Raw genomic sequence first — 23,097 nt, 5'->3', positions numbered from 1 at the left:
GCCTTCCGCACTGCAAATTCGGGCTCTTCCCAGAACGTTTTGTTAAGGGCACGGCTTCAGCCGTGCCATCCAAGCGGCTTCGTCCTGCGGCTTTAGCCGCTGAGGTACGCTTTGCTTTCGTTCAACCTACCAGATGTGCACGCGGTCGGCGGGCGCGAGATACAGCTTATTCGCCGGCTGAATCGGGAAGGCCGCATACCACGCGTCCAGATTGCGGACCGTGGCTGCGCGGAACTCCGCCGGCGCATGCGGGTCGGTCGCGACCTGCTGACGCAGCGACGCCTCGCGCGCCTTCGTGCCCCAGTTCTGCGCGAAGGCGAGGAAGAACTGCTGATCGCCCGTCAGGCCGTCGACGACCGGCGCCGGTTTTCCCTTCAAGGCCGCGTGGTAGGCGTCGTATGCGACCGTCAGGCCGGCCGTGTCGGCGATGTTCTCTCCCAGCGTCTGCTTGCCGTTCACGTTCACATCGGGAAAGAGCTGGTACTTGTCGTACTGCGCGGCCAGCGCGGCGGTGGAGGCGTTGAAGTGCGCCAGATCCTCGGGCGTCCACCAATTGCGGACCCTGCCCTCGGAGTCGAAGGCCGCGCCCTCGCTGTCGAACGTATGCGAGATCTCGTGCCCAATGACCGATCCGATCGCGCCATAGTTGTACGCGTCCGGCGCCTTCGGGTCGTAGAACGGCGGCTGCAGGATCGCGGCAGGAAAGTTCAGCCCGTTGTCGAGCGGCAGGTTCACGGCGTTCACGGTCTGCGGCTCCATGCACCACTCGCTGCGGTCGACCGGCTTGCCGATGCGTGAAAGCTCGTAGTGCAGGTCGAAGAGGCCGGCGCGCTGGACGTCGCCGAAGAGGTCGTCGGCCTTGATCTCGAGTCCGGCGTAGCTGCGCCACGTATCCGGGTATCCGACCGAGACCTTCAGGGTGCCGAGCTTCCGGATCGCCTCGGCCTTGGTCGCCGGCGCCATCCAGGTCAGCTCCGTCAGCCGGACGTGGAAGGCGTCGATCAGGTTCTGCACAAGCTGCTGGACCTTGGCCTTCTCCTCGGGCGAGAAGTAGAGCTTCGCGTAGTCCTTGCCGACGGCGTCGCCCATCATGCCGTTCACGAAGGCCACGGCGCGCTGCTCGCGCGGACGCTGCTGCGGCGCGCCGGTCAGCACCTGGGTGAAGCTGAAGCGCTGGTTCGCGAAGGCCGCGGGCATGACGCCGGCGTTGGCGTAGATCAGGTGGAATGCGAGGTAATCCTTCCAGACATCGAGCGGGGTCCCGGCCACCAGCGCCGCTTCGCCCGTGAAGGCCGTGGGCTGCCACACGATGAAGCTCTTTTGCGTGTCGAGGCCCGCCGCCTTGAAGTACGTCGCCCAGTCCAGCCCCGGCGCCTTGGCGGGAAAGTCGGCCATCGTCCAGGTGTTGTTCGCCTTGTGGATATCCTCGTTCTCGGCCAGCGGCGTATGCGTCTTCGCGATGGCGGTCTCGAGCGCGACAACCTTCGCGGCGCGGGCCTCGGTGTCGGTATAGCCGGCCAGCTTCAGCAGCGCGGCGATATCGGCCTCATGCGCGGCGCGCACGGTCTTCATGCGGGGCGAGTCGGTGAGGTAGTACGCCTGGTCGGGCAGCGAGAGCCCGCCCTGCATCAGGTACGGCGCGTAGTGGTCCGGATCGTTGAAGCCCGGCGCGACCCACACGCCGAAGAGATTCATGGTGTGGAAGTTGGTCGCGTTCAGCGCGTCGACGTCGGCGCGCAGAGTCAGGCCCAGGGCGTGCGCCAGCTCCTTCTGGGTCTTGATGGCGGCGATGGCCTCGAGATACGGCTTGATGGGCGCAAGTCCCCGCGCATCGACCGCCGCGGCATCCATGTACGCCTTGTAGAGGTCGCCCATCTTCCTGTCGTCCGCGCTGCGCTCCGGGTGCGCGGCCGCCTCGGCGACGATGCCCGCCACGCGCTTGTCCGTCACGTTGGCGACCAGCGAGAACGAGCCGATGCTGGTGCGGTCGGCCGGGATCACCGTCCTGTCGAGCCATGCGCCGTTGGCGTAGCGATAGAAGTCGTCGCCCGGCTTCACCGACTTATCCATGTTGGCGACGGCGACGCCGTGCGTCTCGGGCGCCGTCTGGGCGCAGAGGGGAAGTGCAAGGAGGCAAAGAGCGAAGGCCGGGAGTGCGATGCGCGGATTCATTGGGGCAATTCTAGCAAGAACATCCAAGGCGCGGCGGTGGTTCAAAGCAAAAGCAGATTCCCTCCGGAAATGACAAGTAAAAGGGCAATGCTTCCCTTGCTTGTCATTCCCGAAGGGAATCTGCTTCTGTCGTCGTCTCTACTTCTTCGAAGCCACCAGCGTGCGGTACAGCGCAATCGTCTGATCCGCGATTGCCGTCCAGGAAAACTTCTCTTCCACCCTCTTGCGCCCCGCTAGCCCCATCTTCTTCGCCAGCTCCGGCTCGGCCAGCAGCTTCGCAATCGGCGCCGCGAGATCGCGGCTGAACTGCGCCGGGTCGCTCGGGAAGGTCGTCACTGGATCGGGCGTGAAGGGCACGAGGTAGCCTGTCTCGCCCTCGACCACCACCTCCAGAATCCCTCCCGTAGCCGAAGCCACCACCGGCGCGCGGCAGGCCATCGCCTCGAGGTTGATGATCCCGAAGGGCTCATAAACCGACGGACACGCGAAGACGGCGCAGTTCGAATAAAGCTGGATGGCCTCCTGCTTGGTCACCATCTTCTCGATCCACACGATGTTCGGATTCTGCTTCAGCGCCTCGTCGACGAGGTTGCGCATCTCGGTCGCGATCTCCGGCGTATCCGGCGCCCCGGCGCAGAGCACCACCTGCGTATTGGCCGGCAGATACTGGATCGCCTCGACCAGATGCGTCACGCCCTTCTGCCGCGTGATGCGCCCGACGAAGAGCACATAGGGCTTCGTCGCATCGACGCCATACTTCGTCAGCGCGTCCGTGTCCGCCGTCTGCTGGTACTGCTCGAGGTCGATGCCGTTGTAGATCACATGAATCTTCGCGGGATCGACATCCGGGTACGCCTTCTGAATGTCGGCCTTGGTGCCGTTCGAGACCGCGATGATCGCGTCGGCGTCGAGGATCGCCGTGCGCTCCATCCAGCTTGAAAGCGCATAGCCCGAGCCGAGCTGCTCGGCCTTCCACGCGCGCAGCGGTTCCAGCGAGTGCGTCGTCAGCACGAACGGAATCTGGAAGAGCTTCTTGGCGAGAAAGCCAGCCATCGACACGTACCAGGTGTGCGTGTGAATGACGTCGATCGCCGCAAGCGACTTCATCTGCGAGAGGTTCAGCGCAAAGGCATCGACGGCTGCCTTGAACTTCTCCTTCGTATCTCCGGTGACCGACGGCGGCGGCTCATCGCCGCGCACATGCAGGTCGCCGATGTCCTCATGCTGCGTGCCCCAGCAGTGGACCTCGACCTCGATCTTCCTGGCGAGCTCAAGCGACAGGTACTCGACGTGAACGCCGGCGCCGCCATATACGTTGGGCGGGTACTCCCGCGTCATCAGACCGACTCGCATGTGTGCAACCTCTCGTGCTTCGTGTGATGCGAATGAACCGCAAGGAGAGCATACCCCAGCGACTGAAAGCTCGCACACTGCAGCCCCTGGAACCACGTCGTCGTCTGTCATCCTGAGCGCAGCGAAGGACCTGCTGTTTGCCCGGAGTATTGACGCATCTCCAGGCGAAAAGCAGGTCCCTCGCTACGCTCAGGATGACAGCACGCGTGGCTGATCAGCCCACCGCATTCGCCGCAATCGTCGCCTTGTAAAACTGCGCGCTCAACTTCGGCGTGCGCTTCTGCGTCTTGAAGTCCACGTACACGATGCCGAAGCGCTTGGCGTAACCGTCGGCCCACTCGTAGTTGTCGAGCAGGCTCCACAGGAAGTAGCCCTTCACCGGCACGCCTTCGCTGACGCCGCGCTGCAGATGCGTCAGGTAGTTGCGCAGGTACATCGTGCGGTCGGTGTCGAGCACCTGACCATCGGGCGTCAGCGTGTCGGCGGCCGAGCAGCCGTTTTCGCTGATGTAGATCGCCTTGATCGGCCACACCTCGGACGCCAGCTTTGGACCCCAGTAGAGCGCCTCCGGCCCGATCGTCAGCCACGGCGACTCCATATGGGGGAACGACGCGGGCGCGTGGACATTCGCATACCCCTGCTCGGAGCCGTCCGCCCGGACGTAGTGCGGCGTATAGATGTTCAGCCCGACGAAGTCCACCGGCGAGCCGATGGCCTTCATCTCCGCGGCGGTAAACTTCGGGGCGGCGGCGCCCAGCCTCGCCAGATAGCGGTCCGTGTAGCGGCCCTCCATCACGGCGGTCAGGAACATCGCATTCTCTTCGCGCATGGCCTTGCGCGCGGCGGCGACGTGCTCCGGCGTCTCGACGACCGGCACGATCGCGGCTGCGTTCTCCGCCAGACCCACCAGCGTCCCCGCAGGCGCATTCGCGCGAATCGCCTGAACGCCCAGCCCATGCGCGAGGCAGGCATGGTGCGCCACCTGCGCGACGCCTGCCTTGTCGAGCTTCAGCCCCGGCGCATGGCGCCCGTCGCGGTAGCCGACGTTGACGAAGGTCGACATCTCGTTCAGGGTCATGTAGTGCTTCACGCGGTCGCCGAGATGCTTGGCGACATAGCCGGCGTAAACCGCATAGGCCTCGGCCGTATCGCGCGAACGCCAGCCGCCCTTGTCTTCGAGCGTCTGCGGCAGATCCCAGTGGAAGAGCGTGCAATAGGGCTGGATGTCGGCGGCCAGCAGGGCATCGACCAGCTTGTGGTAGAAGTCGAGCCCTTTGGGATTCGGCGAGCCCGTACCGGCAGGAAAGACGCGCGGCCACGCGACGGAGAAGCGAAAGCTCTTCAGTCCCATCTCCTTCATCATGGCGATGTCTTCGCGATAGCGATGGTAGAAGTCGTCGGCGACGTCGCCCGTGTCGCCGTTGAAGGTCTTGCCTGCGGTGTGGGAGAAGGTGTCCCAGATGGACAACCCTCGACCGTCCTCCTGGTACGCGCCCTCCACCTGATACGACGCAGTCGCCGAACCCCACAGAAAACCCTGGGGGAAGCTGCGCGGCGAAGGCATGGGGGCGGGAGGCGTCGCCGCATTCGCGGGCAGAGCCGAGGCGACGGCGGACGCGCCCAGAAGCTGGGCAAGGGTGCGGCGAGAGATCGAACTGCTCACATGAGCCTCCAGATAACAGACGCTACCATAGTGAGCGATCGGGGGCGGTAAGGTCAATGATCAACCGATTGACTAGATGCCTTTGACCTTACCTCGGCCCGAAAACTAGATGACCTTCAGCAACAGCAGGATGAGAACGATGGTCAGGATCAGCGAGATGCCGCCGCCGCCGTAGTAGCCGAGTCCAGGGCCGAGACGCGCGCCGCCAAAGCCGAAGACGAGAATCAGAACGATCAGAAGAATGAGCATGGGGAAGACCTTTCGGAGCCGTAGTCGTGAGCCAGAATCGGCTGACATCCGTACGATGCACATCTTCGCTGTCACGCAAGAACTTTTGTCTTTTTGTTTGCCGTTCCCGCAGGAAATCCGCTTCGGCCTTTCGTTCTAAGGCAGCCGAGCCGCCTCGGCCACGGGGTTCCAGTTGTCTTTACCCTTCAAAAACTGCGCAGGCAGGTACATCTGCACCTCCGCCGGGCTGAGCTGATGCGCCCACTTCACGCGGTCGCCGGATTTCGCGCCCGGGCCGGTGTTGCCCGACTCGGCGTAGTAGGCGGTCTTCTCGTTGCTGGCCTTGCCCCAGTTGTTCCAACCCGCCGGACTCACGTCGGCGGAAAGCTCCGTGTTGATAAAGATGACGCGGGCATAAGGCCGCCAGGGACGCCCCAGGCTGATGGCCTTCTTTGCCGAGGCCGCGCTCTTCGCGCCCGGTGTGGACGGGTCCAACGGTCCTGCGTTCTGATCGATGGCGCTGGTCACCTTGCTGTTCAGGATGACGTATCCGCTGGTCTGGTCGGCCGCCGTGCGCGACTGCGCGGTGACGAAGCCGGGTCCGTTCGACTCCAGCACATCGCGCTCGAAGACCGCCGTGCCCGCGCCGAAGATGTAGTCCACGACGCCGGTGATGTAGGAGTCGACGTAGTATTGGCGGCCGTAGTCGGCGAAGAGCGTGTCCTGATGGCCGAGGAAACGGCAGTGCTTGAAGACGGCGCGGTCGGCCCGGACGGCGGCCGCGACGGCCGGTCCGGTATTGCCGGCGGAGTTCTCGAATGTCAGGTTGTCGGCCTCGAAGCCGTCGCCGTTGATCTCCGCGGTCTCGGTGAAGAAGGTGCCCCCGGCCATCTTGGCGTTCATGCCGGCGGTGATGACGGTGTCTTCGGGCTTAGCGCCCATGCCCAGCAGCGTCACGTTCTGGTGGTTCTGGGTGACGATGACGCGCTCATGATACGTTCCGGGTTCGATCTCGATAAAGACGCGTCCTCCAGGCCCGGCGAAGGGATGGTGGTCGAGCGCATTCTGAATCGTGGGGAACTCGTTCGTGCCCTCGATGCCCGTCTTCACGCTGGGCGAGACCTTCACGTGGACGTCCTGCGCAACGGCGGCGACAGAGAGAAGAAGAACGGCGGCAAGCAGAGAAGTACGCATGGCGGAAAGAGTACACGTCGAGTGGTAGGACCAGCAAGGGCCGCGCCGGGTCGTGCTTTTCGGTTGTCATTCCCGCAGGGAATCTGCTTTTGTCTTTCTCACATCCCCATCATGCGAATAATCGCCAGCGCATTCGAGCTTTGGTTGATGCCGGGCTTCAACCGGTAGTCGAAGCCAAGCGGGTCGTCGGCATCGGGGCTGGCCATGTGAAGGTTCAGGCCGCGCGCCTCCGGCGTGGCGAGCTCCGTCAGGGCGAGGTCATGCGTGCTGAGCGCGCCGATGGCGTGGTTGGCGAGCAGACGCTCAAGGATCGCGGCTGCGGCCACCCGGCGGTCAGTGGAGTTCGTCCCGCTGAAGATCTCGTCGATCAGGAAGAGCGTCGCGCCGCGCTGGCTGGCGTCCAGGGTGAGTTGCAGACGTTCGACCTCGGCGAGGAACTTGCTCTTGCCCTCGGCGAGCGAGTCGGTCAGGGCGAGCGACGCGGCCAGCGTCAGCGGCGTCAGACGGAGCCGGGCCGCGCGAACCGGCGCGCCCGCATAAGCCAGCACCGCGTTGACGCCAACCGCGCGCAGCAACGTGGACTTACCCGCCATGTTCGACCCGCTGATGAGGTAGAACCGCGTCGCATCGCCCAGCGCCACGTCGTTGCGCACGCAGGCATTCACCGGGAGCAGCGGATGACCGAGCGACTCCGCCTCGAACGCCGGAGCCGCATCGGCCGGGAGCAGCTCGGGATAGATGTCCGCCTCGTGCTCGAAGGCGTAAGTCGCGAGCGCGTTCAGGGCTTCGAACTCGCCCCACGCCGCCAGCCACTGGCGCATCGCCGGCGCGTACTGGCGCTTCCACTCGGCGATGGAGATGGCCGCCTGCGTGCCGGCGGCCAGTAGCAGCGAGAAGACGAAGAAGTACTCCTTCGTTCGCTGTTCGACGATGACGAACTGGTTCTGAATGCCGCGAATCGCCGCGACGGCGTCGGGTTCGCGCGCCTGCCGCTGCAGCTCGACCAGCTTCGGCGCGGTGAACGCCTGCGCCTGAAGCAGCTCCAGCCCGTCCGAAAAGAGCTGCATCTGGTCGGCGACCTTCGACGCGCCCAGCACCGCCAGCACGCGCTTGCGCACCGTCATCGAGACGCCCGCCTGCACCGCCGCGACCGCGACCACGTTCGGCGCCAGCAGCGGCCACCACGCCGTATGGATCGCCGAGGCGAGCAGCATCCCCACCATCAGCATCGCGGTCACCACCAGCACCGGCCGCACCCAGCCCGGAAAGCTGGGCGGCGCCTCGTCGAGCCATGCATCGAAGACGGTCGCCTTCACCTCCTGAAACCGCGATGAGCCCAGCAGCGCGATACGCTCGCGCAGCTCGAACCGCGGGGCGAGTTCGCGCACCGCCGCCTGCCGTGCCGCAGACCCGGTCTGAGGCACGGGCTGCAGCAGATACACCGCCAGCCCGCGCAGACCGATGCCGGTCCGCACGGTGGCGAGCAGCCCGAAGAGCGAATCCGGCCCAAGGATGTTCAGGTCGCGGTCGTAAAGGTGGCCGGCGGTGCGAAACTCCTCGCCGGTCAGCCCGGACTGCGGCTCCGACCCATCGGCCCGCGCGACGCCGCGATCGTAGAAGGCCTGCAGCCGCGTGATCCGCAGCAGCTTGTTTTGAATCCCGAGGTAATAGGGGATGATCCCGGCGATGAGCGCCACCGGCAGCAGGATCGGCCACGAGTGCGCGCCGTGGTGTGCCGCCTGGTCGTAAAGCGCGGCGATCAGCAGCAGAGCCGCCCAGATCAACGCGCGCAGACGCATGCGCTTCGTCTGAATGTTCTGCTGCTCGAGCGAGAGCTCCTGCTGGCGGGCGCGGTAGGCGGTCACGGCGGAATTCGGCGTTGAATCGAGGCTGTCGGGCGTAGAGTTCACGGAGTTCAGACTAACAAGCCCGAGTCCAAGCAACAGACCCGCCAATGATGGTAGACTTGCTGAGTGCCGGGTCCTACGCGACGTAACCCCGCCAACCCCGCCAGGTCCGGAAGGAAGCAACGGTAACGGGATAGTATGGGCGCAGTGGGTCGCCCGGCGCACCTCAAACCCACAATTCAGCTTCGGCGATGATTCCCGCAATGGCGCAGTGGGTCGCCCGGCGCACCTCAAACCCACAATTCAGCTTCGGCGATGATTCCCGCAATGGCGCAGTGGGTCGCCCGGCGCACCTCAACCCACAATTCAGCTTCGGTGATGATTCCCGCAATGGCGCAGTGGGTCGCCCGGCGCACCTCAACCCACAATTCAGCTTCGGTGATGATTCCCGCAATGGCGCAGTGGGTCGCCCGGCGCACTTCAAACCCACAATTTAGCTTCGGTGATGATTCCCGCAATGGCGCAGTGGGTCGCCCGGCGCACTTCAAACCCACAATTTAGCTTCGGTGATGATTCCCGCAATGGCGCAGTGGGTCGCCCGGCGCACCTCGAACTTACAGGCTGAAGGCAGGAACGTCTCGAGCTGACAGCTTACAAGCTTGAAGCTTTCAGCTCTCGAAGACATACTCCCGGCCAAATTCCTGGTCAGGCAAGAAATTCGATAACTCTATCAAAACAAGTGGTTTATCTGTGGCCGTTCGACCTCGCAGGTCCGTCGTAAGTCTTTTATTTTCTGTGCTTTGATCGCAAATTCTCTGCAATCTGTATTTTGCAGGCAGAGTGCGGCGCAAGCGAAGATTCGAAAAGACTTACTGGAAACGAACGGGTGGGGGCGGAGCTTCGCATTTCACCCGAAACGCTGCGCTCACACATTTGGCTTAGACTATTGTCTTGGTGTACGAGTTTGCAGTGAGGTGAAGGATTTGAGCTTGACGTTGAAGCCGCGAGTGTCTGTGCGGGCGAAGATCAGTTCGGTGGGCGCATACGTTCCGCCCCGGTTGTTGACCAATGCAGACCTCGAAAAGATGGTGGCGACCAGCGACGAGTGGATCGTCGAGCGTACGGGAATCCGTGAGCGGCACGTCGTCGACAAAGGCGTCGCGACCAGCGATCTGGCGACCGAGGCGGCAAAGCGCTGCCTGGCCAGGGTAGGCGTCGATCCCTCGGAGATCGAGGCCATCATCGTCGCGACCGTGACGCCCGACATGACCTTTCCCGCGACTGCCTGCCTGGTGCAGCACAAGCTGGGCGCGAAGCATGCCTGGGGATTCGACCTTTCGGCGGCCTGCTCGGGCTTTCCGTACGCGCTGCAGGTTGGCGCGAAGCTGGTCGAGTCCGGCGCGCACAAGAAGGTGCTGGTGATCGGCGCGGATGTGATGAGCTCGATCATGGACTATACGGACCGCACTACCTGCGTCATCTTCGGCGACGGCGCCGGCGCGGTGCTGATCGAGCCGTGTGAAGAGGGCGAGGTTGGGCTGGTCGACTTCTGGCACGAGGTCGACGGCTCGGGCTCTGTCTCGCTGAACATGCCCGGCGGCGGCAGCCTGCATCCGACGACGCATGAGACGGTCGACGCGAAGATGCACTACGTGCATCAGGATGGAGGCGCGGTGTACAAGTTTGCCGTGCGCAAGATGTCCGAGGCGGCCGAGACGGTGCTGACGCGCAACGGACTCGTAGGCAAGGATCTGGCATGCTTCATCCCGCACCAGGCGAACAAGCGCATCATTCTCTCGACCGCCGAGCGGCTGGGGATGACGGAGGAGCATGTCGTCATCAACATCGACCGCTACGGCAACACGACGGCTGCGACGATTCCGCTGGCGATGGCGACGGCTCTCGAAGAGGGCCGCATCAAGAAGGGCGACCTCGTATTGCTGGCGAGCGTCGGCGCCGGATTCACGGTTGGCGCGACGCTGCTTCGCTGGGAGTTCTAGACAAAGGACTTACACCGATCCGCACCGATGAGACCGATTTTATGAATATATAGATCGGTATCATCGGTGTTAGGTCTTCGCTATGCGGCCGCGCGAACTTCCTTTGGCCGATCCGTCTTCACCGTGCGGCTGGTCTTCCAGAGCTGCCAGAAGGCGAAGGCGAGGCTGATCGCAATCCCTCCCCAGACGACCACCAGGATCGTCGTTCCCCACTGTGCGGAGAACTTGTTCCAGAAGTGGACGACCTGTTTGCCATAGTGGATTCCCAGCCATGCGGCAACGGTGTGACGCGCCAGACGGCTGATCGTGAAGGTCGTCAGAAACTTCTTGCGCGACATGTGCAGCGCGCCCGCGGCCAGCACGAACGGGCTGAGCGGCATCGGCGGCGGCAGCACGGCGGGCAGTGCGACGGAGAGGATCGCGTGATTCTCCATCCACTCGCAGACGCGTTTGAAGATGCGCGGCGGAATGCGCTTCTCAAGAAACGCCATGCCGCCCGACTGTCCTACCTGGTGCGAGAAAAGTCCGCCCAGCGCGGAGCCGAGGGTCGCTACGCCGACCAGCACGAAGACGTTCGATGTGCGCTGCGCCGCAAAGAGGATGATCATGATGTCCGTCAGCCCCGGAACGGGCAACGGGACGAACGAGCTATCCACGATCGAGACCAGAAAGACGCCGAAGATGCCGAGCGAGATGAGCAGGTGCAACAGCGCATGCGAGCTTCCGCCAGCCTTGCCCAGCAGGTCGGCTGCGGCGAGGACGGTGGATTGGACCGCAGGCGTGATGGCGGCAAGCAAGCTCATACTGATATGACGCGAAGTGGAGAGAGGAAGTTCCGGTGGGTTTCGTGTTTAGTTTTTAGAGGAAGCGCAGTTCGGGCAAGGGAGGAAGCGCTTGCGCCTCGGCGGCAAGGCGGCGGAAGGCGCCAATGGCCGCAATGCAGGGCTCGTCGAGCGTGTAGTGCAGGTTGTGGGTCAGGTACTCGCGGATGGTCGCGGGGGCGATCGCGATGCGCGGTGTCCAGGTCTCGACGATGCGTTCGATGTGCGCGAGGCCGTTGGTGCGGGAGCTGTGGAGGTCTTCGATAAGCTGAGCGGCGGTCACGTTTGTCAGCGACTCCGGCCGCACCGCCCATACCGCCGCGACCCACGGCAGGTTGAGCCGCGTATGCCATTCGTGCGCGATGTCCAGCCACGTGCAGGGACCGACTGCGGCCTCGATCTCCGCGCGAGCCTCCAGCGCCAGCAGGGCGGGATCGCCGATCAGCAGCGCGGCGTCGGCCTGGGCGAGCATGGCCTTCGGGTCGGCCGGAGACGAGACGTACACGGGCGAGTTCGCGGAAAACGTTCGGAAGAGGATCTGGCTGTAGGCCAGCGAGCTGCGCGAGGCGTTGTCCGCGGCTACCGTTCGCACGGTTTCGAGCGTGTACGGCTGCTTGATCACGAGCTGGATGGAGCGCACGCGGTCGAGCGAGGCGATGACGCATCCGGGCACGACGGCCAACTCGGGCGTCAGGGCGGCGATGGGGATCAGGCCCAGGTCGGCGCGGCCGGCGAGCAGGTCCGCGGCGCACTGCGAGGGCAGGGTGTAGTTCAGGGTATAGCGCTCGGCCAGCCGGTCCGTATGCTCGAAGTCGTACATGAGCGGCGCGGGGTTGAGGAAGTCGATGGCGGCTACGCGGAGTGGGCTTGGGTGTTGAGACACGGTTTAGTGTATTCGATGATGGATCGTAGGGTGGCGATGCAGCGGGCAATCGCAGGCTTTCAACTGGATGAACAAGCCGCTGCGTGGCTGAGCTGAAGTGCGCTTTGTGGAACAGTTCTCCTGTCTGGGCGCGTGTGGTAGTCTGCCAGCCATACCAGGCCAGGAGAGAAACGCCTTTGAACGGGAACGACAGCAGGGAAGGTTTTGCCGCGGAAGAGGCGCGTCTGGCATGGATGGCACTGACCCTGACGCCGGGCATGGGGCCGACGCGCATCCACAAGGCGATGAAGGGGCTGGGCTCGCCGGAGCGGCTGTTTACCTGCTCGCTGACCGAGCTGGAAGGCCTGCACATGCCGGCCAGGTCGGCGCAGTTCATCTTCGAGGGGCATGCGCGGACGAAGGCCGAGGACGAATCGAAGCGCGTGGCGGAGGCGGGCGGATGCTTCCTGACGCCGTCGGACGCGGCTTATCCGGACCGGCTGCTCGAGATCTACGACCCCCCGGCGGTGCTTTGGATTCGCGGCGATGTGCCGCTGTTGCAGCGGGCCGGGATCGCGGTCGTCGGTACGCGGCAGCCTTCGCCCTACGGCGCCGGCATGGCGGAGATGCTCTCGCGCGACCTGACGAATCGTGGCATCGTCATCCTGAGCGGCATGGCGCGTGGCGTCGACACGGCCGCGCACAAAGGCGCGATCGAGGCGGGCGGCAAGACGGTCGCGGTCTGGGGAACGGGCATCGACGTCATCTATCCTAAAGAAAACAAGAAGCTTGCTGAGCAGATCGTAGCGACCGGCGGGACGATCGTGAGCGAATACCCGCTGGGGACGTTTCCCGCGCCGCAGAACTTTCCTATCCGCAACCGGATTTTGAGCGGGATGAGCGTCGGCGTGCTGGTGATCGAGGCGGCGGAGTACAGCGGCACGCGCATCACGGCGCGCTGCGCGATGGAGCAGAATCGCGACGTATACGCCGTGCCGGGCAATGTGACGAACAAGAACGCCTGGGGTCCGAACACGCTCATCAAGCAAGGCGCGAAGCTGACGGCGACGTGGGAGGACATCTGGGAGGATCTGCCCACGCACATCCGGCTGGAGCTCGAGGACGAGCGCGCCGCAAAACTGGGCGGTGAATCGAAATCGGGGGAGGCTGCATCCTTATTGAGCGAACCGGCAGCGGGGATGTCCGAGCATGAGCGGCTGGTCTTCGCCCGGCTGCGGCACGACGAGGCCACGCAGTTGGACGAGCTGATGGAGGCGCTTGAGGGTGAGCTGGGGTCGGCCGAGATCTTCACGGCGCTCTTCGAGCTGGAGCTTTCGGGCAAGGTGAGGTCGTTGCCGGGCAAGAACTACGTGAAGACGTTTTAGACGCCTTGGCGGCGTCGCAGGGCGGAAAAAGTACGACAGCAGATCCTTCGCTTCGCTCAGGACGACAATTTTTTCTGGGGTGCATGTGGTAAATACGCGCAAATGATTCAATTCATTGGGTTTACCTTTTGATTTTTGCGGGCGTCCAAGATGCGGCATTTGGACGAAACCTCCGATTTGTGGGATAGTCCGATTGGATTGTTTACGAATTGCGTGTTAGGTTCGCAATGAAACGCATGGCGGCAAGGCGGTTGGGGCCGAAGGGCTGGCGACTGCGGTGGGACAGAAGGTTGAAGGGAACGAATGAGCAAATCTCTCGTGATCGTGGAATCGCCGGCGAAGGCAAAGACGATCAATAAATATCTTGGCGACGATTACATCGTGGAGGCCTCGCTGGGCCACATTATGGATCTGCCGAAGAACGACATCGGTGTGGAGTTGAAGAAGCGTACGTTTGAGCCGACGCTGATCGTCTCGCCGGGCAAGGAAAAGATCGTCGACCGGCTGAAGAAGCTGGCCGCGAAGGCTGACGCTGTATACCTGGCGCCGGACCCGGACCGCGAAGGGGAGGCGATCGCCGCGCACCTAGCGATGCAGCTTCGCCCTGTATTAAAGGATAAGGCGACTCTGCAGCGTGTGACCTTCAACGAGATTACGCAGAAGGCCGTCAAGGCTGCGTTCCTGCAGGCTCGGGATGTGAATGAAAATCTGGTCGACGCGCAGCAGACGCGCCGTGTGCTGGATCGCCTGGTCGGCTACCAGATCTCGCCGCTGCTCTGGGACAAGGTGCGCCGCGGACTGAGCGCGGGACGTGTACAGACCGTCGCGCTGCGTCTGATCGTCGAACGCGAGCGGGAGATCAACGCCTTTCAGCCGGTCGAGTACTGGAATGTGACGGGCAAGCTGAAGACGCCTGGCGGACAGAGCTTTGCGGCGAAGTTCACCGGCATCGACGGGGAGACTGCGCGCGTTCCCAACGGCCTCGATGCAGACGGAAAAGCACAGTTCCTGCTGAACGCGCTGCCGAACGCGGCGGCGACCCTGGCGGTCACGGCCGACCTTGCGAAGGCGAACTGGTCGGTCGTCAGCGTGGACCGCAAACAGCGCAAACGCAACCCGACCGCACCCTACACGACCAGCAAGCTGCAGCAGGATGCCGCGGGCCGGCTGGGCTTCAATGTACGCCGCACCATGGGCGTCGCCCAGCGGCTGTACGAGGGTGTGGACATCGGCGGCGACGGCACGGTGGGTCTGATCACCTACATGCGTACCGATTCGACGCGTGTCTCGGCCGATTCGGTCGTCGAGGCGCGCGATTACATCGCCAAGCTGGGTCCGGACTATCTGCCCAAGCAGGCCGTGGATTACAAGGGCAAGAAAGACGCCCAGGACGCCCACGAGGCGATCCGTCCGACGCATGTCGACTACACGCCGGACTCGATCCGCTCGTACCTGAGCGAGGAGCAGTACAAGCTCTACAAGATGATCTGGCAGAAGTTCGTCTCGTCGCAGATGACCGCGGCGGTCTTCGACCAGACGACGGTCGAGATTGCGGCGAAGGCCGGCAAAACCTACGACTTCCGCGTGAGCGGCTCGATTCTCGTCTTCGACGGTTTTCTGAAGGTCTGGGAGAACGCCTCCGAGGATACAATTCTGCCGGAGATGACGCAGGGGCAGAGCCTGACCGCCGAGTCCGTCGATCCGGAGCAGAAGTTCACCGAGCCGCCGCCGCGCTTCAACGAAGCGAGCCTGGTGAAGACGCTCGAAGAGAAGGGCATCGGGCGTCCTTCGACCTATGCCTCGATCATCAATACGATTCAGGATCGCGACTATGTGAAGAAGATCGGCGCGAAGTTTGTGCCGACCGAGATTGGCATGGTCGTGACCGAGCTGCTGGTGAAGAACTTCCCGTATATCTTCGAGGCGGGCTACACGGCGCGGCTCGAGGGCGAGCTGGACGCGGTCGAAGGCGGCACGGAGCGCTGGACCGACCTGCTGGATGGCTTCTACACGCATCTGGAGCAGGAGCTGCTGGTCGCCGAGCACGACATGGAGGACATCAAGCGGCGCGAGACGCCGACGGATGAGAAGTGCGACAAGTGCGGCAGCCCGCTGATTCTGAAGTGGGGCAAGTTCGGCAGCTTCTACGCCTGCAGCGCCTTCTCGAAGGCCAAGGCCGTAACCGTCGCGCTGGGTCCGTGGAAGAAGGATCCGAAGGCGGTGCTGAAGAAGATTACCGGCTCGTTCCAGTTTCCGATGATCGTGAAGGCGGTGACCTTCGACGAGACGAACTACTCCGAAGAGGTCGCGGACGCGAAGCACTTCGCCGCGGCGGTCGCGAAGGCGTCCGGCAAGGGCAAAAAGGTGACGGCGGAGCCGGTGAGCTGCGACTTCACGAAGGAGAACTTTGCCGCGAAGCCGGACCTGACCGCTCCCGGAGCGGACGAGCAGCCGGAGCAGGAGTTCTGCGACAACTGCGGCAAGGAGATGGTGCTGAAGAATGGGCCGTGGGGTCCGTTCATGAGCTGTCCGGACTACGCGGCCGATCCGCCGTGCAAGACGATCCGCAAGCTGACGCAGAAGGTGCAGACCAAGCCGCCGGTGGTGCTCGAAGAGCCCTGCCCGAAGTGCGGCAAGCCGCTGCTGCAGCGTGACGGCCAGTATGGCGAGTTCATCGCCTGCTCGGGCTATCCGAAGTGCAAGTACGTGAAGCAGGAGCTGCTGGATGTGAAGTGCCCGAAGGACGGCGGCGATCTCGCGGTGCGCAAGACCAAGCGCGGCGACACGTTCTACGGGTGCGTAAACTATCCGAAGTGCGACTTCGCCTCGAATATGAAGCTGGTCGACGAGGTCTGCCCGAAGTGCGACAGCGCGTACCTGCTGGAGTACGGCAACAAGGAAGGCACGTACCTGGTGTGCCCGAACAATCGTGAGTTTCTGCCCAAGCGGCGCCCGAAGAAGGGCGCGCCGGAGGAGATTCCCACGACGCCGGAGTGCACCTACGAACGCCGGATCGGCGGACCTAAGTCCGAGGAACCCGCGGAGTCGGAAGAGGCGCTTGAGGAAAGCGTGGCTTAGAGGAGGCGACCGGCGGGGCGACGAGATGCGGTCCAGAGTCGTTGGATTGATCGGCGCTCCGCCGCTTTCTCGTGCGCGGACCCCGGTCGCGCAGAAGGCTGGATCGACCGCACTGCGTGCAGAGCCAAGGGTAAAAACCGAGCGTAGCCATCAGCGCATGCCCGATCCCGCCGCGCTTTTTTCGTTTCAGAGTTTCTGTCCTACACACCGCGCATGGCAGAGCCACCGTCTCAATTCTCCGTCTCAGCGTGCCGGGAGGTTCGCCCCCACGGATGAACTTGTTCGAGGGGAGTTTAGAAGGGCCCGAGGATCTGAGTTGCAGACGGTATACGCTGGGGGCGGAGAGCTGGATTGCGGATTCCGTAAATCATTTTCCGCAGCCCGCGTTCGCGTGGGGGCGCTTCCGTTTTGGCTCTATTCCTGTTACAAATGCGCTGTGCGTCTGTGGCTGGTTTTTTGTGTTCTATGGCTCGCGGCGCAACTCGATGGTTCTGGAAGTGGGCGAGTAAGATGGCGAAGGCGACCTGGAACGGCAAGCTGTTAGCTGAAAGCGACACGTACGAGACGGTCGAAGGCAATGTGTATTTTCCTGACGAATCGGTGAAGCGTGAGTACCTGAGGGCCAGTTCGACCTCGTCGAGCTGCCCGTGGAAGGGACAGGCTCGCTACTGGACGCTCGTCGTAGACGGACAGGAGAATCCCGATGCGGCGTGGTACTACCCGGATCCCAAGCCGGCGGCGCGCAACGTGAAGCATCACGTGGCGTTCTGGCGTGGGGTTGAGGTGACGAAGTAGGTTTCCTGCTACCTCTGAATACAAATGCAGGGGCAGATTGCTGCGGGAACGACGAGCAGGACAAGCAACGACAGACGGAAGCAGGCGCAGTCAGCTTAGTAGGCCTGCGCCTGATCGATCGGTAGACGCACCTGAAAACAGGTGCGTCCCGGCGCGGACTCGACCGTAATGAAGCCGGAGTGCTTGCTGACGATGCGTTGCGCAGTGTCGAGGCCGAGGCCCAAGCCGCGTCCCGGGGCTTTCGTCGTATAAAAGGGTTCGAAGACGCGCGAGACCAGCGTGGGCGCAATGCCTAGGCCGGAGTCGATCACCTCGACGAAGGCCATCTGACCGTTCAACCGCGTGGTCAGGCGTAGCGTGCCGCCGGTGGGCATGGCGTCCAGCGCGTTTTCGATCAGCGCCGTCCAGACCTGGTTCAGCTCGCTGCCGTAGGCGCCGATGGGCGGCAGATGCGGGTCGAAGTCCGTCTCGACCTTGATGTCGGCGAGGCGTGAACCGAACATCGCCAGTGTATTTTCGAGCGACTGCGCGAGATCGATATCCTGAATCGGCGCCTGGTCCATGTAGGAGTAGTCCTTGATGGCCGTGATCAGGTCGAAGATGCGTCCGGTCGATTCGACGATGGTCTCGGACATGCGCTCCACGCCGACCGAGCTGGCGAAGGTCGTCAAGGAGAGCGGAAGGTCCTGCGCGGGGATGATCTCGGCGAGTTCGTCGAGCTGATCGAGGCCCAGCGGCGTATCGGCGAGCGTCGGCGCGATGGTCCACGGCTCCGGTACGTCGTGCCGCTCCAGCCACTGCATGAAGAGATCTTCGCGGTCCGACTGGGCAAGCGGACTGACCTCGGACGAGTGGCGGAAGGCAAACTCCGCCATGCGTGCGCGCGTGCGCGTGATCCATTCCTTGAAGAGCCTCGATGTATCGTTGCCGGCGGAGGCGCTGAGCGCGCCTAGCCTGTAGGACTGCTGGCCGTACTGACGCAGCTCCGCGAAGAGCGAAGCGGCGGTGCGCTGCGCGGCGGAGGCGGGGTTGTTCAGCTCATGCGCCAGATTGGCGGCGAGCTTGCCGAGGGCGGAGAGCTTCTCCGCCTGCTGCTCCATGCGCGTCACCTCGCGCACGCGGTCGAGCAGCGTGCTGACGCAGCGCTGGCCCATCGACGGGATGGCCTTCAGCATCTCGGGAAAGAGGTCTTTGTGGATGTCCAGCACCCACGACGGCCCGATCGTATAGCCGTCGCCGCCGTAGCCCTTCATGCGCGAGAAGGGGAGTAGACCGGTCATCTGGCCGGCGCGTCCGATGAAGAGCGCCATGGGGCCTGAAACACGGCGGCGCACATGCACCTCCCCGCGCAGGATGAAGTTCAGATGCGCGGTGGGCTCGCCCTCGCGGAAGATCATGGAGCCTTCGCAGCCCATGCGCTCGGTGCCGTGCGTGGCCAGCCACATATACTCCTCGTCGGCCAGCCCGTTGAGCTGCGTGACGGTGCGCAGCGCCTCGACGATCTCAGGCAGCGGAGTCGGCTTCTGCGGCTTTAACGCCAGAAGATAGGGCTCGACTTCGGCGGCCTGGGATTCGGATTGGAGTTCGTAGGTCGTCGCCATAAGATTCCATGGTACTGCTTTGAGCCGTGTAGTGCTTTGGACGCGCAGGACGTGCGTTATGACTCTTTATACGCCGTCTGGGGCGAGGATGTTCCGCGTGGCGGATCGTTTCTGCGAGTATATCCTTCGTTTTTTCTTCGCCAAACAATTATTTTTCCACTTCATTTTTTACTGCGATCCTTGTCCTCTTCCTGTCGCATGGGCATGGAGTCGATCAGCTCGCGGAGGCGATCCCAGGTGACCGGGGTCTGGGAACGAAACTTCTCTTCGCCATCCTTGCCCAGCAGAAGAACGGTGAGGCCGGTGGGTTCGATGTGGAACTGCTCGCGTGCGTGGGCTGCTTCGCTGGCGGTCATGTGGCCAGCCTCGGCCTTATTGAAATGCGTTCCAGTGAAGAAGCCGCCCTTCGCGGGCAGCGGCAAAATGACGACGTCGCGCTCGGTGACCTCGCTGCCGTGGCCTTCGAGCAGCTTCAGTTGCTGGATGAAATCCGGCGTCGCCGAGGGCGCGAAGACGAGGATGGGGCGATAGTAGCTCTTCATGGAGTCGAGGGTGAAGGGCTTGGAGCTGTCGACGCCGGTGGTCTGGGCCGGCATGGGCCGGGCTGCGACCGGCAGAGTCAGTGCGACGGCGAGGAGCAGGCGAGGGAAGGGATTCGATGGGCGCATAAGGAAGAGATGCGGGCGAGGCTATTTGCGGGCGCCCGACCACTCCAGATAGGAGGTGAAATCCTTCGATCCCGGTGGCGCGAACTGGAACTTGCCCGTCATCACCTTGCCTTCGAGGTGATAGATGAGCCGGAACTGCGGGCCGGGGGTGTTCGAGAGGAAGACAGCCGTGTTCGCGTCCGGCGTGGCGATGTCGTAGTGGATCGTGTGGCCTTCGTTGTCGAAGTAGATGGCGTGCAGCGCGCCGTTCTCCGGGTAGATGGTGAGCATGTCGTGATGATCGCAGTCGAAGCCCTGCGGCCCTTTACATGCATCGAGCGAACCGGTGCGGGTGATAACTTTGCCCTTCAGATCCGGCCGGAAGGTATAGTCGCCGAGCGCGGTGGCGCCGGTTGCCCCGCTGGCCGCCGTCGCGGCGCTCCATGTGCCGAAGAGAAAGCTGAGCGGCGTGAACTGGGTATCCTGGCGCGCGGCGGCGGGAAGGCTGAACGCAAGAGAGGCAACGAGCGCCCTCAAGATGAACTTGGATGACATGCGTTGCCTCTCTCTTATTGGCGAACTGCGGGGTTGAGTTATGCCTTGACGACGGCTCCGTCGACGACCTTCACGGGGCTGAGGAACGGCATCGCCGCGCGAAGCTCCGCGCCGACAACCTCGATCTTGTCGGCCGACTCGGTGCTGCGGTACTTGTTCAGCTCGTGGCGGCCGGTCTTGTTCTCCTCGATGAACTTCTTGGCGAAGGCGCCGTTCTGGATCTCGGTGAGGAGCTCCTTCATGGCCTTCTTCGTGTCCGGCGTGACGATGCGCTTCTGCGCCTCGTAGCCGCCCCACTCGGCGGTGTCCGAGATGGAGTAGTTCATGTAGGCGAGTCCGCCGCGGTACATCAGGTCGACGATCAGCTTCAGCTCGTGCAGGCACTCGAAGTAGGCGAGTTCGGGCTGGTAGCCGGCCTCGACGAGGGTCTCGAAGCCCGCCTTGACGAGGGCCGCGGTTCCGCCGCAGAGCACGGCCTGCTCGCCGAAGAGGTCGGTTTCGGTCTCTTCGGTGAAGGTGGTTTCGAGCACGCCGGCGCGGGTGCAGCCGATGGCCTTGGCGTAGGAGAGCGCGAGCGCGAGCGCATTGCCGCTGGCATCCTGCTCGACCGCGACCAGGCCGGGTACGCCGCCGCCTTCGGTGTAGGTCTCGCGGACGCGGTGACCGGGGCTCTTGGGCGCCACGAGCGAGACGTCGACCGTGGCGGGCGGAGTGATGGTGCGGAAGCGGATGTTGAAGCCGTGCGCGAACATCAGGGTCGCGTCAGGCTTCAGGTTCGGCTCGATGTCCTCGTGGTAGACCTTCGCCGCGGTCTGGTCGGGCGTGAGGTTCATGATGACGTCGGCCCACTTGCTGACCTCGGCGACGGTGCCGACGGCGAGGCCGGCGTTCTTCGCGCGCGCCACGTTGGGCGAATCCGCGCGCAGGCCAACCATGACCTCCACACCGGAGTCCTTGAGGTTCAGCGCGTGGGCGTGGCCCTGCGAGCCGTAGCCGATGATGGCGACTTTCTTCGCCTGGATAAGAGAGAGGTCTGCGTCTGCGTCGTGGTAGGTCTTTGCCATGATGTTTGTACGTTTCCTTTGTGGTTGCTGTTGAAAGTTTACGCCTACTGTGTGGCTTGGGTCTCGCAACGGTTACGAACGACATGCAGGATGTTGGCTTGCATGTCGGACATCACCGCGTCCGACCAAAGTGCGGCGTAGAGATTGAAATCGGTGGAGAGGCGCTCCTGACTGCTCAGGCGGAGGAGTGTGCTGCCATCGCCCTGGGGCTCGAGTACATATTCCCCAGTAAGAACATCGAAGAACCGGCCGCCAACGGTGACGTGCTCATCGAGCGTAGTCGAAGGAATGTGGGCGGTGTCGGCACGGATGGTGAAGGCGATCCGGTGGTCCGGTTCCCACGCGGTGATCGTCTCGACGAAATTGAGTCCGCGCTCGAAGCTGGCGTTGCGCACCCCGCCGATGCCTTGGTAGGAAAGCGTCGCTTCCACCGGTCTGGGAAAGCCGATGGCGTTGGCCCACGACGGGCGCAGCTCCGAAGGAGAGATGGCTCGCACACGTTCGATGTTGCGCCAAACCACGGCAGCTGGAGCGTGGACAACGATCGAGTTGTGGACGGTGCGCGTCTCCAGCGGCTGATTAAGCGTGGTCTCCACCATTGCGAGTACGAGCGGCAGCGCCGCCAGGCAGTACATCGTCGTGTTGCCGCCGCGAAGACGCAGATAACGGTGGAGCGCTCTTACAGCGAGGCCACCGGCTGCCGAGGAGATCAATGCGGGCGGCACGATGAAGATCGCGCAGATGATGCCCTCCCATGCGATGAAGATGGCAAGCGCAAGATTGATCGCGATGGGTATCCACGCATTGACGACGCACTCGCCGAGCGTCCATGGCTCCTGACTGCTGCCCTGCCATACGGTGATGGCTCCGGCGAGGAACGGGCCCAGGAAAAGAAAAGAGAACGACATCAAGATCGCGCCGCCTTGTTGCTCCTGATGGAAGGGAGGCAGTCCCGAGATGCCGCGAAAGACCAGAAGATAAACACTCGCCATCGCAGCCGCGCCCCATAAACCACGCCACCAGGGTCTCGGACGCGTGATCGCGGCATCGGAGAGGGGCTGACGGGCTGCGACGAGTCTGGGTTGCCGGCGCGCGCGAGAGCGCCGGCCGTCGATGCGTGCGATCCAGACGGCGCCGCCCAGAATCAGCAGAAGTCCCGGGCCAATCAGATGGTCGAGGACGGGGCTCACTCTTCCTCTTCGTGAACGTCGTCGAACTGGTTGGGCAGAATGTCGTCGCCCAGCGGCTCGGGATTGGGTGGGCGGACGAAGGCGTTGGTCGGCGTGGTATCGGCGCCGGGTGTGCCCAGCGCCTTGAGAACGCGGCTGGTGTGCATGCCGCGGCGCATCGCCATGCGGCCCGTGCGTGAGACCTCGAGGATGGTATATCCGCTCTCGGTGACGACCTGGATGAGGCCTTCGATCTTCGACGAGCTGCCTGTCATCTCCAGCATGATCGACTCCGGCGCCAGGTCGACCACGCGGGCGCGAAAGACGTTCGCCAGTTCGAATATCTGCGAGCGAGACTGCTGGCCGTTCGGATGGCTTGGGCCGGCGGCGATCTTGATCAGGCAGAGCTCGCGGATGACGGCTTCGCTGCGGCCCATCTCGTCGACGTCGATGGTGATCTCGAGCTTATAGAGCGACGCCTTGATGCGGTGCGCGGCGTGGTCCGGCGCCTCGCAGACGATGGTCATGCGCGAGGTCTCGGGCCGCTCCGACTCGCCGACCGTCAGGGACACGATGTTGATGTTCAGACGGCGGAAGAGCGAGGCGACGCGGGTGAGCACGCCGGGTTTGTCTTCAACGAGAGCTACGAACGTGTGGAGCATA

General features: G+C 63.5%; 19 protein-coding genes and 1 other RNA gene. 5 read left to right on the top strand and 15 right to left on the bottom strand.

What is annotated here, in order from left to right; genetic code table 11:
* Positions 1-126: 126 nt before the first annotated feature.
* From CHB87_RS19900 to CHB87_RS19875, 6 genes are all read right to left on the bottom strand, one after another.
* On the bottom strand, positions 127-2,172 hold the full coding sequence (locus tag CHB87_RS19900) for a M13 family metallopeptidase (protein WP_089410210.1): 2,046 nt from the start codon (positions 2,170-2,172) through the stop codon (positions 127-129).
* A gap of 138 nt (positions 2,173-2,310) precedes the next feature.
* On the bottom strand, positions 2,311-3,525 hold the full coding sequence (gene glgA / locus CHB87_RS19895) for a glycogen synthase (protein ID WP_089410209.1): 1,215 nt from the start codon (positions 3,523-3,525) through the stop codon (positions 2,311-2,313).
* A gap of 214 nt (positions 3,526-3,739) precedes the next feature.
* Positions 3,740-5,188 carry a GH1 family beta-glucosidase gene (locus CHB87_RS19890; protein WP_089410208.1) on the bottom strand — a complete coding sequence of 483 codons (1,449 nt, stop codon included), beginning with the start codon at positions 5,186-5,188 and terminating at the stop codon, positions 3,740-3,742.
* A 105-nt stretch (positions 5,189-5,293) separates the two neighbouring features.
* Positions 5,294-5,437 (bottom strand): DUF3309 family protein, encoded by a 144-nt coding sequence (locus tag CHB87_RS19885; protein ID WP_089410207.1) that lies wholly within the window; start codon positions 5,435-5,437, stop codon positions 5,294-5,296.
* A gap of 135 nt (positions 5,438-5,572) precedes the next feature.
* A complete protein-coding gene (locus CHB87_RS19880) occupies positions 5,573-6,610 on the bottom strand; it encodes a pectinesterase family protein (RefSeq protein ID WP_089410206.1) in 1,038 nt (345 codons plus the stop codon).
* Between the two features lie 98 nt (positions 6,611-6,708).
* Positions 6,709-8,520, bottom strand: coding sequence for a MutS-related protein (locus CHB87_RS19875; protein WP_089410205.1), 1,812 nt, complete (start codon positions 8,518-8,520; stop codon positions 6,709-6,711).
* 64 nt (positions 8,521-8,584) lie between these two features.
* On the opposite strand from CHB87_RS19875, the gene ffs reads away from it, so the two are divergent.
* An RNA gene (gene ffs / locus CHB87_RS19870) (signal recognition particle sRNA small type) lies at positions 8,585-8,682 on the top strand.
* 65 nt (positions 8,683-8,747) lie between these two features.
* On the opposite strand, the gene CHB87_RS19865 is transcribed toward ffs, so the two are convergent.
* Positions 8,748-9,011, bottom strand: a complete 264-nt coding sequence (locus CHB87_RS19865) for a hypothetical protein (RefSeq protein WP_142988448.1) — start codon at positions 9,009-9,011, stop codon at positions 8,748-8,750.
* 429 nt (positions 9,012-9,440) lie between these two features.
* Between CHB87_RS19865 and CHB87_RS19860 the strand changes: the two genes are divergently transcribed.
* Positions 9,441-10,457: a beta-ketoacyl-ACP synthase III gene (locus CHB87_RS19860; protein WP_089410203.1), complete on the top strand. Its 1,017-nt coding sequence runs from the start codon at positions 9,441-9,443 to the stop codon at positions 10,455-10,457.
* 80 nt (positions 10,458-10,537) lie between these two features.
* On the opposite strand, the gene CHB87_RS19855 is transcribed toward CHB87_RS19860, so the two are convergent.
* Together CHB87_RS19855 and CHB87_RS19850 are read right to left on the bottom strand one after the other, a co-directional pair.
* Complete coding sequence (locus CHB87_RS19855) at positions 10,538-11,260, bottom strand: YqaA family protein (RefSeq protein ID WP_089410202.1); 723 nt, start codon at positions 11,258-11,260, stop codon at positions 10,538-10,540.
* A 55-nt stretch (positions 11,261-11,315) separates the two neighbouring features.
* Complete coding sequence (locus tag CHB87_RS19850) at positions 11,316-12,161, bottom strand: menaquinone biosynthetic enzyme MqnA/MqnD family protein (RefSeq protein ID WP_245818121.1); 846 nt, start codon at positions 12,159-12,161, stop codon at positions 11,316-11,318.
* A gap of 233 nt (positions 12,162-12,394) precedes the next feature.
* Between CHB87_RS19850 and dprA the strand changes: the two genes are divergently transcribed.
* The 3 genes from dprA to CHB87_RS19835 all read left to right on the top strand — a co-directional run bounded on the left by dprA (position 12,395) and on the right by CHB87_RS19835 (position 17,398).
* On the top strand, positions 12,395-13,525 hold the full coding sequence (dprA, locus tag CHB87_RS19845; RefSeq protein WP_089410278.1) for a DNA-processing protein DprA: 1,131 nt from the start codon (positions 12,395-12,397) through the stop codon (positions 13,523-13,525).
* A 303-nt stretch (positions 13,526-13,828) separates the two neighbouring features.
* Positions 13,829-16,603 (top strand): type I DNA topoisomerase, encoded by a 2,775-nt coding sequence (gene topA / locus CHB87_RS19840; protein WP_089410200.1) that lies wholly within the window; start codon positions 13,829-13,831, stop codon positions 16,601-16,603.
* Positions 16,604-17,113: 510 nt separating this feature from the next.
* A complete protein-coding gene (locus tag CHB87_RS19835) occupies positions 17,114-17,398 on the top strand; it encodes a DUF427 domain-containing protein (RefSeq protein WP_089410199.1) in 285 nt (94 codons plus the stop codon).
* 95 nt (positions 17,399-17,493) lie between these two features.
* Here CHB87_RS19835 and CHB87_RS19830 read toward each other — a convergent pair whose 3' ends face one another.
* The 6 genes from CHB87_RS19830 to ilvN form a co-directional block, all read right to left on the bottom strand.
* Positions 17,494-18,999: a sensor histidine kinase gene (locus CHB87_RS19830; protein WP_089410198.1), complete on the bottom strand. Its 1,506-nt coding sequence runs from the start codon at positions 18,997-18,999 to the stop codon at positions 17,494-17,496.
* Positions 19,000-19,160: 161 nt separating this feature from the next.
* Complete coding sequence (locus CHB87_RS19825; RefSeq protein ID WP_089410197.1) at positions 19,161-19,667, bottom strand: DUF4174 domain-containing protein; 507 nt, start codon at positions 19,665-19,667, stop codon at positions 19,161-19,163.
* A gap of 21 nt (positions 19,668-19,688) precedes the next feature.
* Positions 19,689-20,201 (bottom strand): hypothetical protein, encoded by a 513-nt coding sequence (locus CHB87_RS19820; protein ID WP_089410196.1) that lies wholly within the window; start codon positions 20,199-20,201, stop codon positions 19,689-19,691.
* Between the two features lie 38 nt (positions 20,202-20,239).
* A complete protein-coding gene (ilvC, locus tag CHB87_RS19815) occupies positions 20,240-21,265 on the bottom strand; it encodes a ketol-acid reductoisomerase (RefSeq protein ID WP_089410195.1) in 1,026 nt (341 codons plus the stop codon).
* A 44-nt stretch (positions 21,266-21,309) separates the two neighbouring features.
* Complete coding sequence (locus CHB87_RS19810) at positions 21,310-22,455, bottom strand: SRPBCC family protein (RefSeq protein ID WP_089410194.1); 1,146 nt, start codon at positions 22,453-22,455, stop codon at positions 21,310-21,312.
* Positions 22,452-23,096, bottom strand: coding sequence for an acetolactate synthase small subunit (ilvN, locus tag CHB87_RS19805; RefSeq protein WP_089410193.1), 645 nt, complete (start codon positions 23,094-23,096; stop codon positions 22,452-22,454). Before ilvN ends, CHB87_RS19810 begins: the two co-directional genes overlap by 4 nt.
* Between the last annotated feature and the right edge of the window lies 1 nt (position 23,097).

This window comes from Granulicella rosea (assembly GCF_900188085.1).
Taxonomy (GTDB): Bacteria; Acidobacteriota; Terriglobia; order Terriglobales; family Acidobacteriaceae; genus Edaphobacter; species Edaphobacter rosea.
The sequence above is the reverse complement of the archived record's forward strand: the minus strand, read 5'-3'. Positions and strand labels throughout refer to the sequence as shown.